Here is a 16356-nt window from a genome sequence, read left to right as displayed (position 1 = left end):
AACCTATGCGCTACTTACCATTCTTCTGCCTATTGCTTTTTTTCTTGTCGGGTATTTTTCAACTGAGTGCACAAAATACAGTATCTCAAAATGATTTAATTGAAAGTATTATCGAGAATATTGCTGCACAAAATGATGAAAATCCAGACTACACCGAACTGTTAGAAGATATTCAGCATTTGATTTCACATCCAGTCAATCTGAATACTGCAAGCGCTCAAGATCTGGAAAAATTATATCTTCTTAATCCATCTCAAATTGGAAATCTATTAAAATATCGGGAAAACAATGGTCCAATTTTAAGCATATATGAACTTCAACTGGTAGCTGGTTTTTCGGCAGAATTATTACGAAAACTAGAAGCATTAATTACTCTCAAATCTCCTGAAAAAGGAAATTTTAATCGGAAAGCCAGAACCAGACAAGTCCTATTACTAAAGACAGAACGCAATATCCAAAATGAATATAGCTACTCCACTACTAATTCTAATGCCAGATATCTCGGTAATCCCTGGAAATACTATACCCGTTACCAGCTAGAAAGTCAAAACCTAAAGCTGGGATTCACCGCCGAAAAGGACAAAGGAGAAGCGTTTTTTGCAAAGGACAACAAATCGGGCTTCGACTTCTATTCTGCTACCATGGAGTACAAGTCCAAAGGAATCATTCAGCAAATTAATTTGGGCGACTATCAGGTTAAATTTGGACAAGGAGTCAGCATCTGGTCTGGATTGGCTGGGAAAAAATCAGCCTTCACTACCAAAAATGCCTATCAATCTCAGGGAATTAGACCCTATCATTCTACCGATGAGAATCAATTTCTACGTGGTGTTTCCTTGCTTTTGCAACCAATTAAAAATAGCAGATTTGCTCTTTTCATTTCCCAAAAGAAGAGAGATGGAAGTCTGCAAACAGATAGCACAGGAAACTTTATTAGTAGCATTATAAATACCGGCTATCATCGAAATAGAAATGAAATAAACAAACGGAAAATACTGCAAGAACATTTAATAGGCAGTTACTTTCTTCTCGATCTCACCAGTATTGAACTTGGCTTTTCCTTTATTCAATCTGCCTTCGATCCCGAAATTCTTGCGAACGATGCAGCATATAATTATTACATTTTTCATGGCAGTAAAAATCACAATTTCAGTTTCACCTATAAAACAAATATAAGCTCTATCTATTTGTTTGGCGAAATCGCCAGAAGCAAATCAGGTGGCATTGGAATACTACAGGGAGCTAATATTGAAATTCATCCTCAGTTAAATTTTGAAATGATCTATCGTAAATACGATAAGGACTACCAAGCTCTTTATGCCAACGCATTTGCCGAACAATCCAAGACCCAAAATGAAGAAGGTTTCTACATAGGCATAGATTTTCATCCCTTTCCTAAATGGAATTTGAAAGCTTACTACGATCAGTTTGAATTTCCCTGGTTAAGATATACTGCAAATGCACCTGGAAATGGTCATGAGTACTTCTCTGAGATCGATTTCAATCCTAAGCCAAATACAAATATCTACTTTAGATACAAACAAGAAAGTAAACCAGAGAATGATCATTCGGAAATAATCACACAACCTGTTCCCATTCATAAAAGTCAATACAGAATTCACCTTTCTTCAAAATTAGATGAACACTGGGAAATCAGAAATCGTCTGGAAATATCCCGATATAAAAAAGAATCTCTTAAAGAAAGTGGCTTTCTGATCTATCAGGATGTAATTTACCATGCCCTAAAATTCCCGCTGACAGCAAGTGTTCGCTATGCCTTATTTGACACAGACAGCTACCAATCCAGAATATATGCATACGAAAATGACATTCTATATGCTTATTCGATTCCGGCTTACTATTTAAAAGGTTCGAGGTTCTATTTCAATCTCAATCTGAAAATTGACAGATCTTTAACCTTGTATACAAGATTTGCCCAGACAAAATATGCCAATCTTGATAAAATTGGTTCGGGCAGTACTAAGGTCGCAGGTAATACTAAATCTGATTTTAAAGTACAGTTAAGGATAAAGATTTAGGAGACATTTTCGATTTTAAATATCCTTTACTACATTCGAAACTTGAAAAGAAAATCATGATGAGAAAAATAATCAATCCTTTTAATAACACCGAAAATGGAACCTGCTTTGGCTGTTCCTGTGACAATGAACAAGGATTACAAATGGAATTCTACGAAGAAGGGGACTATATCCTCTCCGACTGGAATCCAAAAAAACATTTATCCGGATTTAAAAATGTGTTGCATGGAGGAATTCAAACCACCATTATGGATGAAATTGCCTGTTGGCTTGTATTTATTAAATGCGAAACCAGTGGCGTAACTACTGCTCTAAATGCAAAATTTAGAGGTACTGCCTTTACAGATCAGGGAAATCTTACCGTAAGAGCAAAGCTGATTTCCAAAGACAAAAAATTTGCAAACATACACGCCGAAATTCTTAATCCCCAAGGCAAGCTGTGCTCCGAAGCCGAAGTTCAATACATGATCTTTCCTCAGGAAATGGCTAAAAAGAAATTTCATTATCCGGGAATCGAAGCTTTTTTCGAATAAGATTGAAACGGCTCAGCAGTTACAATTTTTTAGTAATGCCGAAACAAAGAAAAGCCCAACGATAAATTCAATTCGATGGGCTTATTGTATGCATTAAATCAGTTTATAAATCTATCAATTCGGAATTATATTTTTCCCAACGCTGTTGTTCCATCTTCATAAAGCGTCCAAATTTATAGGGAACATCTATGGAGATATCCATTTCCTTTTTACTTTGGGGATGAATAAATTGTAAACCGACAGCACAAAGGAATAAACCTTTTCCCCTAAGAATTTCCCCTTCGGTTCCATACATCTTATCTCCCAGAATAGGCATACCCAAAGCTGCCATGTGAATTCTTAATTGATGCGTACGGCCTGTATTAGGAAATAAATCCACCATACTCAAAAACTGATTTCGAATAGAACGTACCTTGTTTACCAATTGGAAAGAAGTAACTGCCTCTTTACCGTCAATATCCATATCTATTATTCCTTTGTCCTGAAGATTACCAATAACCACCGCCCGGTAACGTTTCTTTATTGTTCTGTTCTCAAATTGATCTCCCAGATGCGCTATCGCTTCAGCGGTTTTCGCAATTAGAAGTAAGCCACATGTTGGACTATCGATACGATGAGCCGGACGAAAAACAGGCAAAGCATTTGAACTAAGCGATGGTCTTAAATTAAAAGGAAGTGCATTTTGAACCGTACGAAACTGATTTCCACTCACACAAATACCTCCGGGCTTATTAATAATTGCAATACTCTCATCCTCATAAACAACATCAAGACGCAGTTTATAGATTTTACTTGGGGGTAATTCTAAATCAAAAAGCTCAATCTTTTGTCCGGGCTTCACCCATAATCCTGTTGAAGCAACTACTCCATTAACATGAATCATTCCTTTTTTAATGGCTTTTTTAATTCCCTGGCGAGTGGAGATTCCGGTAAAAATAGTTGGTGCGTATTCTTGAAGACGAATATTCCCGATACCTTCGGGTACAAGGTGAGCTTCGATTATTTTCACGTTTTTGGAGTATTAATTTATTCCAAAATTAAAACAAAATCCTAAAAGAGAAGAAGGTTTTTCATTTTTCCCTATAATTAGAAAATAATCCAATCTGAATAAAGATAATAGCCTGAATAGCTGGCTACTTTTTATCTATTTTTAATGAAAAGAAATTAATCTAATAGTAAGAATCCAAGCAGCGCAAACCTTTTAAATCGTTAATATTTCTACAAGCTTTTCATGGGGTAGAAAGCAAAAATATTTTGTATTTTAAAAATTTTACTACTTTTGCGGCTCATTACAAAGAATCATCTGGGAAACTGGTAATTCCGTAGTCGCAAACAAAATAGTTTTGCATACGGCCAAAAAACGAAAGGATGAAAAAAACAAATGCAGCCCGCATTTTAGATCGGGCAAAAATAGAATATGAGATTATTGACTACGAGGTTGATCCTATTGAGTTAGGAGCAGAGCGTGTAGCCGAAAAAACTGGTCAGCATATTCGTTTCATCTACAAAACGCTTGTCCTAAGCGGCGATAAAACAGGAGTTATTGTTGCTTGTATTCCCGGAGCATCAGAACTCAATCTGAAAGCCATTGCACAAATTAGCGGAAACAAAAAATGTGCTATGATTCCCATGAAAAACATACAGGAACTTACAGGATATATTCGCGGTGGTTGCTCCCCCTTAGGGATGAAAAAGCAATATCCCAGCTTTTTAGATCAGAGCGCCATAGATTTGGAGTATATCTATATTAGTGCCGGAATTCGTGGAAAACAATTAAAAATTAATCCACAAGAATTACAAAAACTCAGTAATGCAATAGTTGGCGAGATAGCCAGCACTAAAATCTCAACAAAATGCTAAAATACAAAGCAATTATTTGGGATTACAACGGCACACTGCTCGATGACTTATCCATTGGTGTGAAGAGTATCAATAAGATGTTACTAAAAAGAGGACTTCCCATTTTAAGTGCCGAAAGATACCGCGAAGTATTCACCTTTCCGGTAAAGAAATACTACGAAAATGTAGGGTTTGACTTTAAACGGGAAAGTTGGGCAGAAACAGCAAAGGAATTTATTGCTCATTACACTTCCCTACTGGCAGAGAGCACTATTTTTCCCGAAGCCATGAATCTTTTATCGCATTTTTCGACACAGGGCAAACGACAGTTCATCCTGTCGGCGATGGAACAGCGCATGCTCGATCAATCTACAGAACAGGAAAAAATCCAAACCTATTTCGATGAGATTTCAGGAATAGATAATATTTATGCCAGCTCGAAGATTGAGAACGGCAAAAAGCTCCTACAAAAATTTGAGCTTAGTCCAGGAGAAGTATGCCTTTTAGGAGATACCAGTCACGACTATGAGGTGGCTAAAGAATTAGGCTGTGGATGTATTTTGATTGCCTCGGGCCATCAATCATTCGAACGTCTCAAAAAAACAGGATGTCCTGTTATCATCAATCATTTAAACGAATTAAAAAAGAATTAAACAACCATTTTTATATATTTTATAATCCTAATTATCTATAAACAATCATTTTAAGATGAAAAAACTATTAGTAATCGTCGCCATCTTAGCTGCTTTTTCAGTTAACGCACAAAACTTTCAGTTGCACCGTGATTTGAACAGAGATCAATTCACTTCAACTTTTGAGATGTTTAAAATGGACTCGTGGGGTAATACCTTTACCTTCGTTGATTTCGACTATGATGCTGAAAATGGAATTAACCAGGGTTATTTTGAGATTGCTCGTGTAATCAAAACAGAAAAAATGCCTATTGGTATTCATATTGAATTTAATGGTGGTGTTGGTAGTGCCGAAAATCCTGACATGAATATTGGATACACCATCAACAATGCATGGATTTTTGGTTTGAATTATGCCAAAGGAAATGCAAAATGGGGTTACTCAACCTACGCTGGTTACAAGGCATTTAAAGGAGCCGGAGAAGCCAACTTCCAAGTAACAGGCACATGGTATGTGAACCTATTCGAAAACAAAGTTACCTTATCTGGCTTTGCTGATCTTTGGACAGAAAATGGTTTAACCGACAAAACAGTTTTCTTAACAGAACCTCAATTCTGGTATAACGCAACTAAAAACATTTCTCTTGGTGGTGAGGTTGAAATTTCCAACAACTTCGCAAATTCTAATGAGTTTGCAGTTCGCCCAACCCTGGCTATTAAATGGAATTTCTAGATAAAACTAATTATAAACAACCATGTTAGATAAATTTTTTAATATCACAGGCAGCAAATCCACTCTCCGTACCGAGATTATTGCTGGTATCACCACCTTTATGACCATGGCTTATATTTTAGCAGTAAACCCTGCTATTTTAAGTGTTACCGGAATGGATAAAGGTGCTGTATTTACCGCTACTGCCCTTTCTGCACTATTTGCCACTTTAGTAATGGCTTTGGTTGCCAAACTTCCTTTCGCTCTTGCACCGGGAATGGGACTAAATGCCTTTTTCGCCTTTACCGTTGTTTTGGGTATGGGGTATAGCTGGGAATTTGCCTTAACAGCTGTATTCCTGGAAGGTATTATCTTTTTAATTCTAACCGCTTTTAATGTGCGGGAATTAATTGTAAACTCCATTCCCTTAAACCTGAAACATGCTGTTTCGGTGGGTATCGGTTTATTTATTGCATTTATCGGACTAAAAGGTGCCGGCGTTATTGTTGATAATCCGGCAACTTTAGTTAGTCTTGGTGATATGAAAAGCCCAAGTGTAATTGTAGGATTAGTTGGTATCCTGATCACAGGTGTGCTTTTCTCGAGAAACATTAAAGGTGCTTTACTAATTGGTATTTTATTTTCTGCTATTCTTGGTATCTTTTTGGGAGTAACCAAGCTTCCTGAAAACTATCAGTTCATCAGTCTTCCTCCTTCCTTATCGCCTATCTTCTTCAAATTCGACTTTTCGAAAGTATTTTCCATCGATATGTTGGTAGTACTATTCACCTTCCTTTTTGTAGATATGTTCGATACTGTAGGAACTTTGATTGGAGTAGCTTCAAAAGCAGATATGCTTGACGAAGAAGGTCGCGTACCAAGAGTAAAACAAGCCTTATTCGCCGATGCAATCGGAACTTTTGTTGGTGCAATTCTTGGAACTTCAACCGTAACTACCTATGTTGAAAGTGCTGCCGGAGTATCAGCAGGTGGTAAAACAGGAATGACAGCTCTAACAACTGCAATCATGTTTGCATTGGCTCTGTTGTTTGCACCGCTTTTTATCATGATTCCAAGTGCTGCAACAGCTCCCGCTTTAGTTATTGTCGGATTATTTATGATGTCGCCAATAATGAAGATCGACATGGATGACTTTACCGAAGCAATTCCAGCTTTCTTAACCATTATCATGATGCCATTAACTTATAGTATTGCTGATGGTATCGTATTTGGTATGCTATCATTTGTGGCATTGAAACTATTAAGCGGACGCTACAAGGAAGTTCGCCCGGTGATGATCGTAATCGCCATCCTATTCATCGTTAAATTCTACTTTGCTTAAAACCACTTTTTATATTGTGGTGCCATTCGATAATTGTATATCTAGCTGATCTTTTATCAAGGCATTAAAATAAGTAGCTTTTATATTTCTATATTCAAAACCCTTTTCGTGCTGATGCGAAAAGGGTTTTTTCTTTTGTAACCATTCCTTTGTTTGCGGCATTAGGGAAATGTTGTTTAAATCTTTTCTTGCCTTATTTACTAATCTTAATAAAACAATAATAACTTAAGACTCCCTTAATCCTTACGTTTCCTGAAACCTTATATGTCACAGGTAAAAGTTTCTTATCTATTTAAACTTCAGAATTAATTCGAAGTCAGTTCTTACACTTGAAAATTAGAATTGAAAAATTTAGATTTTAAGAATTAGAATGATAGTGCTTTTTCAGGTGCTTACCAATAAACGAAATCAATACCTACACATGGAAAGAATTAATAAAGTGGCCGAAATAACCTTAATCTTTTGGTTAATGAAAATTATTGCAACAACCTTAGGAGAGACTCTTGGAGATTATTTAGCAATGACTTTAAACCTTGGATATTCAACAGGTCTGATTATAACTCTCGTTTTCTTTATAGTAGCTCTTTACATTCAGTTATTCACAAAAAAATATATTCCAGTATTTTATTGGTTAGTAATTATAGCAACTACAACATTGGGAACTGAAATATCTGATTTTCTTGACAGAAGTTTACATTTAGGCTATACCCTTGGAAGTTTATTATTGTTTACGTACTTAATACTTACTCTATTTCTTTGGAACAAAAAATTTAAGAATTTAAATGTGTATCCTATTTTTGACAAGAACAAAGAAATATTTTATTGGCTTGCTATTCTATTTTCAAACAGTTTAGGTACTGCCTTTGGAGATTATTTAAGCGATGTAATCGGATTAAGTTTTTTACATGGAGCAATGGTTACAACAGCAATAATATTAATTGTTGTTTTATTGCATTACACAACAAAGCTTAATCGTATTATGCTTTTTTGGACTGCTTTTATATTTACAAGACCGTTTGGAGCAACTTTTGGTGATTTTTTGACGAAACCAATAGTAAATGGAGGCTTAGATTTGGGAACATTAAATTCTTCATTAGTTTCAATAGCTCTAATAACAGTACTAATAATAGTTTCACATAGAAAATTAAACAAGAGAATAATGGAACAATACTCAGTTCAATAGGGTAAATCACCTTCAAAACATTAGTCGAACAGAAGCCTCACCACCCCAGAATGCCGAGATAAACTCAGTATAAACCAAACGGATCCTGTATACGGTGCTTCATTAAGTTGTAGTAAATAAAAAATCACGTTTAATTAGCGTGATTTCTTTATAAAACTACCAGAGCAAATAGTTGTGAAAGAATTTATAAACAACTCAACTAACAGTTGGTGGCAAAAAAAACCTCTACTCAAACTCTTAAAATTTCATAATATAATCTGGAGATAGTTCTAATTTCAGTTTAAGCACTCGAACTACAAGCTTACTTCAGCTAGGTTGACTCAATTCTATCTTTAGAAAAAAGCATTTTCAATTTTTATGCAGCCTTAAAACAGCTAAATTTAAATCCTAAATGAATAGTCAGATGAGTTTTTAAACAGACTGCCGTTGTAGCCAAGTTGGAGAGAAATATTAAACATATATATTATATGAAAAGAGGTAATGAATTTAAATAAAAAAACGGTTATCTCAACAACAACCGTTTTTTGCTTTTATATTATGTACGCGATTATTTTATAACTAATTTTTGGCAATAATATTCATCCCTCATCGTAATATTATCCCACACCTTTTCTCCATTAAACCAAACTTCTTTTTTTTGATATCCGTTTGCATGATTATAGGTTGCTTCAAGGGTATCAGTTCTTGATTCATTCCATTGTACATAGGTAATTGATTTATCCAAATCAGGATCACAATTCATATAAACACGTAAAATAGTACCTACATTTTCTTGTTCTAATGCTATACAACCATATGGTGCTGCTAAATTCCCTTTATAGAATAATACAGGTTCACCATTTTTTACATAAAACAGTTTTATTTCATTTACATCCCAATTATTTTCTGTGGTAACATCAAATAAATTTCCATCATTTGCATTCACCACTAAAAAATCAAAATAAGCATCAACAACTGTAGCATTGGGGCTATCCATATTTTCATTATTTGAGCAAGAAAATCCAAGTATTAGTATTAATGCTATTACAAGTATTCTTTTCATATCAATTAAGGTGTTAGTTAAAAACTATGTAAAAAGGTACAAAATTGTTTAAATACGAGTCAAGTTTTTTATATAATAACGATATAAAAAGCTGAAATCTAATAGTCAGCTGAGTTTGCGTAAAATAAAACTCAAATAATTTTTTTTTGCTTTGTTAGATTATCTGATAAGGTAAATAAAAGGTTTGCTTACTTCTAAAATTGTATGTTTAAGCTATATTTAAATCCTAAATGAGTAGTCAGATGAGTTTTTAGACAGACTGCCGTTGTATATAATAGAGAATAAGCAATGAAAGAGAATCAAAAAATTTCCATTAACTCCACTGTTTTGTATGTTATTGCATTTTTGCTAACAACAATAATTCATGAGTCTGGTCATGCTATTATAGGACTCCTAAATGGTAGTGAGCCTATTCTTCACCATAACTATGTAGAACACCTTGGTATTAATCAGTTGTCAATTTTCCAAAAAGTATCAATTTCACTAGCCGGGCCGTTATTCAGTCTTGTGCAAGGTTTAATAGTTGGATTGTTTTATTTAAAAATAAAAAAACAATCATTTTGTAAGCTTTTCTTGTTATGGTTTTCAGTATTAGGTTTCTCTAACTTTTTTGGATATTTAATGACAGGACCAATTTTTAAAATGGGAGATATTGGTAAAGTTTTTTTACTTACAAACATTCCATTAGTGATGCAGATAATTATTGCAATTATAGGATGTGCGATTTTGTTTTATATAGCCTATAAATTGACAATTCCCTTTTTGCAATTTAGTTATAAACAAGAATGGATATCTGATCCAAAATCAAGAAAAGACTTTTCCTTTAATATTATCATACTTCCCTGGATTATAGGATCATTAATTGTAACAATTTTATATCTTCCCATAATAGCTATTGTAAGTATAATATATCCATTTACAAGTGGAATGATTTTTATTTTCCCTTGGCAAAATGCAAAACGAATTAATAATTTAAAACCTTCAACGAATATTAAAATTGGGGAATACTCAGTTTTATTATATCTGTTAATGCTTATTTTAATAGTAGTATTTAGAGTTTTTCTCGCTCCTGGAATTGTATTATCCCGATAACTAACTGTATACAATCGAGTAAGTCACCGCTAAGCAATTAGCTAAGCGAAAAGCCTCACCACCCCCGAATGCCGAGATAAACTCAGTATAAATCAAGCGGATCCTGTATACGGCGCTTCGTTAAGTTGTAGTAAATAAAAAATCACGTTTAATTAGCGTGATTTCTTTATAAAACTACCAGAGCAAATAGTTGTGAAAGAGTTTATAAGCAACTCAACTAACAATTGGTGGCAAAAAAAACCACCTTATACCGCAAGCCGGCGTTGTGGTTTAGCAATTTACACCAGCCCAGATAACAAATTCACAAATATAAAAAGCCCACCTACAAAAACTGCAGATGGGCTTTGCGCATCAAAATAGCACTTTGGTAATCGTTAAAAACATAGGTAAAGAATTTATCCCTAAGCACACTTAATTATTATTCACTAATAGCCTCCTGATCGGCTTCCTTCTCAATTTTCTAATAAATAACTTTTGCCTTATCGAAAAATGACTTCCCTATTGCTATTAAACCTAAATATTTGCATTTTTATAGCGTTTTCACCTAAGGGTACTAAGTTGATGTCACTCGAAAACTTTATAGTGAATTGAAATTTTACTGATTTATAAAACTTAATCGTCACCTTCATGGTTAATAAAAAACGATCAGTAGGCAAACCGAATCACTTATCTATTATCAATACTTCAAAAAAATGAGAAATAGTGTGTGGTGCAATTATATCAATTGAAAAGACTGCATAGACATTATCTGAAATATCATAAACAATGAATTTAGAAAAAATCAAAAATTCAAATAAAAGAGCAATTAGTGCAATTGTTAATATTCTGCCAATAACTTTTGGTATTTTATTATTAATAAGCATTATCACCAATATAACTCCCGGATCGTTTTATAAAAATTTATTTACGGGAAACTTATTATCAGACTCTTTAATAGGAGATATACTTGGTAGTGTTTTTATAGGAAATCCGATAACTGGATATATAGCTGGCAATGAATTATTGAAAAGTGGTGTAAGCCTGGTTGCAGTTACGGCATTCCTTGTAGCATGGGTTACCGTAGGTGTAATTCAATCACCTGCTGAAGCAAAAGCACTAGGAAATAAATTTGCAATATTTAGAAATATTTGCGCTTTTTTCATGGCAATAATTGCAGCACTTATTACCGTATTTATTGTAGAAATTTATTAGTATGAAAGAAAATATGGGAAAGATTAAAAAATCGAAGAACACACTTACAAAGTGGTATTTCTTTATTCTTGTTTTATTAATTTATAGTTCTATTTCTGTTTTTTCTCCGGATAAGATTATGCCAATCTTACATTCATTTATACAGATACTTATTCAAATCATACCTGTTTTCCTCATCGTTTATTTCATCCTGTTTTTAACAAATCTATATATCAATAATAAGATATTACAAAAATACATGGGAGAAGATGCAGGTATCAAAGGTTGGATCATCTCGATAATCGCAGGTATTATTTCTATGGGCTCAATTTATGCATGGTATCCCTTATTAAAGGACTTACAATCAAAGGGTGTTAAAAATAAATTCATTGTAACATTTCTTTATAATAGAGGAATAAAACTACAATGGTTACCAGTTTTGATACTATACTTTGGCTGGGTCTATAGCATTACATTACTCATTGTAATGGCTATTCTGTCAGTTTTTCAGGGGATTATTACAGAAAAACTAATTAGCCTATCAAATGCGAGTTCTGATTAACATGGCAATTGATAACTAATTTTATAAAATCATTCAGAATGATTTAATTAAAAATATCCTTAACCCACACTTACCGCAAGCCGGCGTTGTGGTTTTGCAATTTACACCAAGCCAAGTAACAAATTCGTAAATAGAAAAAGCCCACCTACAAAAACTGCAGATGGGCTTTGCGCATCAAAATAGCGCTTTGGTAATCGTTAAAAACATAGGTAAAGAATTATCATCCCTAACCACACTTAATTATTATTCACTAAGGGCCTCCTGATCGGCTTCCTTCTCATTTTCGTTGAGCGAATGCGACAAACGTGCATTTGCCATGCTCTTCGAAATATGATTGTTCAGCTGATCGACTAATTCGCCTAAAGCAGGATTATTTATTGCAGTTTGTTGCAATTCAATCATACTAAGTAAGGCTCTGTTAGCCATGATTAAAGGCTTTTGGGTATTTTCCAGGGAGTTGGTGTTTCTATCGGTTTGTTCCACCTGCTCCTGTATTAAAGCTTTATATCCCAACTGATCCTTATTCATTTCGTTCAACCAGTCTTCTGCCTTAATTTTGGCAATAAACGGGTGGTAGGCCTCGGACATTAAATCTGCAATCAGATTATCCAGTGCAGCCGATTCCTCGGCATTGGCCATACGATACAATTCGGATCCGTGGTGGGCGACCAGCTTTTCAATTTCCTCGGCCGCTTCGAGCCATGCCCTGCTCTTGCGATACTTGCAAGCAGCAACATAGCTTTTAAAACCAATGAAGCGATCGTCTCTTTCCTGATCGGCCTCATTTAATTTTGCAGTATAAGGATTTACTTTATCGCGTGTAACAGCAGATTCATAATTGGCGAATTTGGCTTTTACAATGTCTAAAAAAACTTGTAAGCCAAGTTCTGCAACCGGCGCTTTCTCTACAATACTAATAATATCCTTTATCAAGGTTAGTAAAGCATTGTGAGAAAACAAATAATACGAAATCTTCTTCATATGAAATTGTTTTAATGATTAGGGAAGTAAACAGTAAGGACTAGCAGAATTAGGCGAATTGACAGTCATAGCTATTTTTAAATTTGAAAAAGGTCCTCTCTCATCAAGCGAAACAGTTTTTCGGCTTGAAAAATCACCTTGTTAGGTGATCAAGTAGAATTTTCATCTTAAAAAAGAATCTTTCTCTACGGTCGAGACAACTTCTTTGCTTAAAAACAAGCCATGCACACCTACAAGTCTATATTTCAAGTTGGGAAACAGACTTGTTGATAGATCTAAGCGAATTCTTAAGCTGAAAAATGACTTCATTCAACAGTCGAAGCTGATTTTTAGTCTGAAAATTCATTTTGCACGACGTGCAAAGCCAATTCACAAAAATCCGAAAATATCTCCCTCCTATTCTCTTCCTTTTATTGATGATTTGATTTGGTTAGGTTGGCTTCTTATGTATGTTTTACAATTTATCAAAGAACGATTACAAACATGAAATTAAGTAAAGTATTTTAAAAAATAAACTGTCAAATGTGTCAAGTTTGCCAAAATCAAAATTTAGAATAATTCTACATAAGTAAATACAACCGATAAAATGAACAATTCGCATAAGGGAAAAGGCAGAAACGCTACAGATATTAACGATCAGGATATTATAGATGAATCTGCAAATGGAATTTGGTACCACACACGAATCCATAAAAACAAGGAATAACCTCCGGACTATAATTTATCGTTATACCATAAATTTATTTTAAGATCTTAAGAAAAAAGGTAATTTTAGATGGGTTATACAAATATCAACCGATACTTCATATTATTTCCTTACAGAACCATTGTTTATAAAAAAGACCCCAAACATGACGAAGAAATTACTAAATAGAAAAAAAGAAAACCCCAGCATACCCGTTTTCACGGGGATAAAATACACCGATGAGCTTAGTCTGCAACTATTCAAGTATAACAAGCTGGAATATTTTGAGGACGCAAATTACAGCAATAAAAAATTTAAAGGATTTGAGGAAATTAGCCATCAATACTGGCTTAATATTGATGGATTACACGATACCGATCAGATAAAAGATATCTGTTTTAAACTTGGTATTCATGATTTGGCAATTCAGGATATTCTTGATGTAAATCAACGAACAAAGTTTCAGGAATATAACAAATATTTGTTTTTCACCTTAAAGTCTATCCTCCCAACCCAAAACAAAATTCTGGAACAAGAACAATTAAGCTTTATTTTAGGATCTAATTTTCTGGTATCGTTTCAAGAAAAAAAAGCAAACTATTTCGACCATGTTCGGCAACAACTAAGAAATAATAAAGGAATTATTCGAGAGCGTGGATCTGATTATTTACTTTATCTATTGCTTGAATCCATTTTGGACAATTATTTTAAAACCATTAATGAAATAGAAAATAAAATTGAAAATCTTGGTTTTTCTGATATCAACATCGATCCTTCGCCACAATCCCTAAAAACTATTGAGCTGTTTAAAAGACAGGTGCATCAAATTAAAAAAACTATTACTCCGATTAAAGAATTTGTTGACAGAATTGAGAGGGAGCAATTTGGCTTTATCGATGAAAAACACATTAAGTATTACTACGAATTAAAAGACCTATGCTTGTCGCTCCTTGATCAAAGCGAACAAATATCTGTTCGTTTAGAAAGCAATACCAATCTATACTTTTCTATTCAAGGATACCGGATGAATCAGGTCATGAAAATCCTTACTATTGTTGCTACCATATTTATTCCTATAACTTTTATTACTGGTATTTATGGTATGAACTTTAAATATATGCCTGAGTTGAACTGGGAATTGGGATATCTTTCTGCATGGATTCTTATTGTTGTGATTTCCATAGCTATGTTGCTTTATTTTAAAAGAAAAAATTGGTTCTAAACTTGAAAGTCTGGCGATTATCGACATTCTACCCAATTAAAAGAGGTGAAAAGGAAGTTATCGGCTAGCAATACACATTGAAAGGCATAAATTTAAGATTCATTGCGTTAAAAACAGATCAGATCCTGCTAGTTGTCTAAATTCAAAAATGAATCTCTACTATTCCTGCAAATGCAAACCAACTCATTTGACAGAGTATTTTCATGCATCTATATCCTTTTTCACATCACTCGTCAAAACTATTTTAGTCCTGATCTCGTAGAAAACAACATGTTACACCCCAAAAAAGGAGAAGATATGAGCGTGGGAAAGGGATTGTGTTGTATCGTAGGAGTTTTATTGGTGCTGGTTGCTTGTGATGATTCAAAGCAAGAATTGGATGTACAAATAATAAATCCCGTAAATATTGAGGAAAATGCAATGATAAATTGCATTCTGGAAGATGTAGTAAATGAGGTTGAATTCAATTTAATGGCAGCCGGGGAGGGAATGAATACAAAAGGGGATTCTGTTCCTCAGGTAAAAATAAGCAGACAGGAAGCACAGGCAAGTCCCAGTTCCATCATACTGGATTATGGCACAGGCAATCAGAAAGACTATCTGGGCAGGGAGAAGAGAGGAAAGATATGCAACGAGATTTCGGGCAGATATGATACCGGAACATGCAAACAGGAAATCCATTTCGAAGATTTCTATATCAACGATTTAAAAATTAACGGTAGCATTGAGGTGCAGAGCACTGGATTTAATGATAACGATCAATTGAGTTTTACCATTAACTATCAGGATATTGTTTTTGAATCGACCAATGGCAAAACCTATACCATTAGCGGCTCTAAAACCAAAGAATGGGTGGTGGGTTACGATACTCCTTCCAATCCGTGGGACGATCAGTTTCTGGTAAGCGGTAGTGGTTCTGGTATCGATTCGGAAGAAAGAGCCTATCATTTCGAGTTATCAACACCATTGTTAATAAGTCAGTCGTGTGAGTTTATTCTGTCGGGAGAAGTAGCATTTACAGTAGAGAACGATAGCTGCACCTATAATTTTGGAGATGGACTGTGCGACAATAAAGGTTCCTATGAGGTAAATGGCAGTAGAAAGAACTTTGAATTTGGAAGATATACCTTTCGGTACAACTACTAGTAAAGAATTAAACCAAAAACTTATGAGGAATCGATATTTATTTTTTACGATTCAAATAAGTGCAAGCAAATGCAGAGCACAAAAAAACCAGGTTCTATGAATGAAGCTTCTGCTGCTATGCGAAGCAGGTAAAACTTTATTTTAGTTCCTGGATATTTATTTCATTTCAAGTAGCA

15 protein-coding genes are annotated in these 16356 nt (G+C 34.4%); 12 read left to right on the top strand and 3 right to left on the bottom strand.

What is annotated here, in order from left to right; genetic code table 11:
- Positions 1 to 5: 5 nt before the first annotated feature.
- Entirely contained in the window at positions 6 to 2039 is a 2034-nt protein-coding gene (locus tag DLK05_RS03610; protein WP_127342620.1) for a ComEA family DNA-binding protein, read from the top strand.
- Positions 2040 to 2098: 59 nt separating this feature from the next.
- Entirely contained in the window at positions 2099 to 2572 is a 474-nt protein-coding gene (locus tag DLK05_RS03605) for a PaaI family thioesterase (protein ID WP_209319694.1), read from the top strand.
- Positions 2573 to 2675: 103 nt separating this feature from the next.
- On the opposite strand, the gene DLK05_RS03600 is transcribed toward DLK05_RS03605, so the two are convergent.
- Positions 2676 to 3581, bottom strand: coding sequence for an RluA family pseudouridine synthase (locus DLK05_RS03600; protein ID WP_127342618.1), 906 nt, complete (start codon positions 3579 to 3581; stop codon positions 2676 to 2678).
- Between the two features lie 359 nt (positions 3582 to 3940).
- Here DLK05_RS03600 and ybaK point away from each other — a divergent pair, with 359 nt between their 5' ends.
- The 5 genes from ybaK (at position 3941) to DLK05_RS03575 (ending at position 8280) form a co-directional block, all read left to right on the top strand.
- Positions 3941 to 4432, top strand: coding sequence for a Cys-tRNA(Pro) deacylase (gene ybaK, locus DLK05_RS03595; protein ID WP_127342617.1), 492 nt, complete (start codon positions 3941 to 3943; stop codon positions 4430 to 4432).
- Positions 4426 to 5064 carry an HAD family hydrolase gene (locus DLK05_RS03590; protein WP_127342616.1) on the top strand — a complete coding sequence of 213 codons (639 nt, stop codon included), beginning with the start codon at positions 4426 to 4428 and terminating at the stop codon, positions 5062 to 5064. Before ybaK ends, DLK05_RS03590 begins: the two co-directional genes overlap by 7 nt.
- 55 nt (positions 5065 to 5119) lie before the next feature.
- Positions 5120 to 5776, top strand: a complete 657-nt coding sequence (locus tag DLK05_RS03585) for a DUF5020 family protein (protein ID WP_127342615.1) — start codon at positions 5120 to 5122, stop codon at positions 5774 to 5776.
- A gap of 22 nt (positions 5777 to 5798) precedes the next feature.
- Positions 5799 to 7097, top strand: coding sequence for an NCS2 family permease (locus tag DLK05_RS03580; RefSeq protein WP_127342614.1), 1299 nt, complete (start codon positions 5799 to 5801; stop codon positions 7095 to 7097).
- A 469-nt stretch (positions 7098 to 7566) separates the two neighbouring features.
- On the top strand, positions 7567 to 8280 hold the full coding sequence (locus DLK05_RS03575) for a COG4705 family protein (protein ID WP_209319693.1): 714 nt from the start codon (positions 7567 to 7569) through the stop codon (positions 8278 to 8280).
- Positions 8281 to 8827: 547 nt separating this feature from the next.
- Here the strand turns inward: DLK05_RS03575 and DLK05_RS03570 are convergent.
- Positions 8828 to 9322: a hypothetical protein gene (locus tag DLK05_RS03570; RefSeq protein WP_127342612.1), complete on the bottom strand. Its 495-nt coding sequence runs from the start codon at positions 9320 to 9322 to the stop codon at positions 8828 to 8830.
- Positions 9323 to 9610: 288 nt separating this feature from the next.
- On the opposite strand from DLK05_RS03570, the gene DLK05_RS03565 reads away from it, so the two are divergent.
- The 3 genes from DLK05_RS03565 (at position 9611) to DLK05_RS03555 (ending at position 12146) form a co-directional block, all read left to right on the top strand.
- Positions 9611 to 10414: a hypothetical protein gene (locus tag DLK05_RS03565; protein ID WP_127342611.1), complete on the top strand. Its 804-nt coding sequence runs from the start codon at positions 9611 to 9613 to the stop codon at positions 10412 to 10414.
- 765 nt (positions 10415 to 11179) lie between these two features.
- Positions 11180 to 11605, top strand: a complete 426-nt coding sequence (locus DLK05_RS03560) for a hypothetical protein (RefSeq protein ID WP_127342610.1) — start codon at positions 11180 to 11182, stop codon at positions 11603 to 11605.
- Position 11606: 1 nt separating this feature from the next.
- The gene (locus tag DLK05_RS03555) at positions 11607 to 12146 is read left to right on the top strand and encodes a hypothetical protein (RefSeq protein WP_127342609.1); all 540 of its coding nucleotides are present in this window, start codon (positions 11607 to 11609) and stop codon (positions 12144 to 12146) included.
- Positions 12147 to 12389: 243 nt separating this feature from the next.
- Here the strand turns inward: DLK05_RS03555 and DLK05_RS03550 are convergent, their stop codons facing one another.
- A complete protein-coding gene (locus DLK05_RS03550) occupies positions 12390 to 13127 on the bottom strand; it encodes a DUF6261 family protein (protein WP_127342608.1) in 738 nt (245 codons plus the stop codon).
- Positions 13128 to 13978: 851 nt separating this feature from the next.
- On the opposite strand from DLK05_RS03550, the gene corA reads away from it, so the two are divergent.
- Entirely contained in the window at positions 13979 to 15034 is a 1056-nt protein-coding gene (corA, locus tag DLK05_RS03545; RefSeq protein ID WP_127342607.1) for a magnesium/cobalt transporter CorA, read from the top strand.
- A gap of 297 nt (positions 15035 to 15331) precedes the next feature.
- Positions 15332 to 16180 (top strand): hypothetical protein, encoded by an 849-nt coding sequence (locus tag DLK05_RS03540; RefSeq protein WP_127342606.1) that lies wholly within the window; start codon positions 15332 to 15334, stop codon positions 16178 to 16180.
- Positions 16181 to 16356 lie beyond the last annotated feature (176 nt).

Origin of the sequence: Ancylomarina longa (genome assembly GCF_003996985.1) — a bacterium.
In the GTDB taxonomy this organism is placed as follows: Bacteria; Bacteroidota; Bacteroidia; order Bacteroidales; family Marinifilaceae; genus Ancylomarina_A; species Ancylomarina_A longa.
This window is presented reverse-complemented; position numbering and strand designations above follow the sequence as displayed.

What these genes read in the sequence shown, in the direction of transcription:
- DLK05_RS03610 (WP_127342620.1), top strand. Translation starts at nt 6, where the DNA reads ATGCGCTACTTACCATTCTTCTGCCTATTGCTTTTTTTCTTGTCGGGT.
- DLK05_RS03605 (WP_209319694.1), top strand. Translation starts at nt 2,099, where the DNA reads ATGAGAAAAATAATCAATCCTTTTAATAACACCGAAAATGGAACCTGC.
- ybaK (WP_127342617.1), top strand. Translation starts at nt 3,941, where the DNA reads ATGAAAAAAACAAATGCAGCCCGCATTTTAGATCGGGCAAAAATAGAA.
- DLK05_RS03590 (WP_127342616.1), top strand. Translation starts at nt 4,426, where the DNA reads ATGCTAAAATACAAAGCAATTATTTGGGATTACAACGGCACACTGCTC.
- DLK05_RS03585 (WP_127342615.1), top strand. Translation starts at nt 5,120, where the DNA reads ATGAAAAAACTATTAGTAATCGTCGCCATCTTAGCTGCTTTTTCAGTT.
- DLK05_RS03580 (WP_127342614.1), top strand. Translation starts at nt 5,799, where the DNA reads ATGTTAGATAAATTTTTTAATATCACAGGCAGCAAATCCACTCTCCGT.
- DLK05_RS03575 (WP_209319693.1), top strand. Translation starts at nt 7,567, where the DNA reads ATGAAAATTATTGCAACAACCTTAGGAGAGACTCTTGGAGATTATTTA.
- DLK05_RS03570 (WP_127342612.1), bottom strand. Translation starts at nt 9,322, where the DNA reads ATGAAAAGAATACTTGTAATAGCATTAATACTAATACTTGGATTTTCT.
- DLK05_RS03565 (WP_127342611.1), top strand. Translation starts at nt 9,611, where the DNA reads ATGAAAGAGAATCAAAAAATTTCCATTAACTCCACTGTTTTGTATGTT.
- DLK05_RS03560 (WP_127342610.1), top strand. Translation starts at nt 11,180, where the DNA reads ATGAATTTAGAAAAAATCAAAAATTCAAATAAAAGAGCAATTAGTGCA.
- DLK05_RS03555 (WP_127342609.1), top strand. Translation starts at nt 11,607, where the DNA reads ATGAAAGAAAATATGGGAAAGATTAAAAAATCGAAGAACACACTTACA.
- DLK05_RS03550 (WP_127342608.1), bottom strand. Translation starts at nt 13,127, where the DNA reads ATGAAGAAGATTTCGTATTATTTGTTTTCTCACAATGCTTTACTAACC.
- corA (WP_127342607.1), top strand. Translation starts at nt 13,979, where the DNA reads ATGACGAAGAAATTACTAAATAGAAAAAAAGAAAACCCCAGCATACCC.
- DLK05_RS03540 (WP_127342606.1), top strand. Translation starts at nt 15,332, where the DNA reads ATGAGCGTGGGAAAGGGATTGTGTTGTATCGTAGGAGTTTTATTGGTG.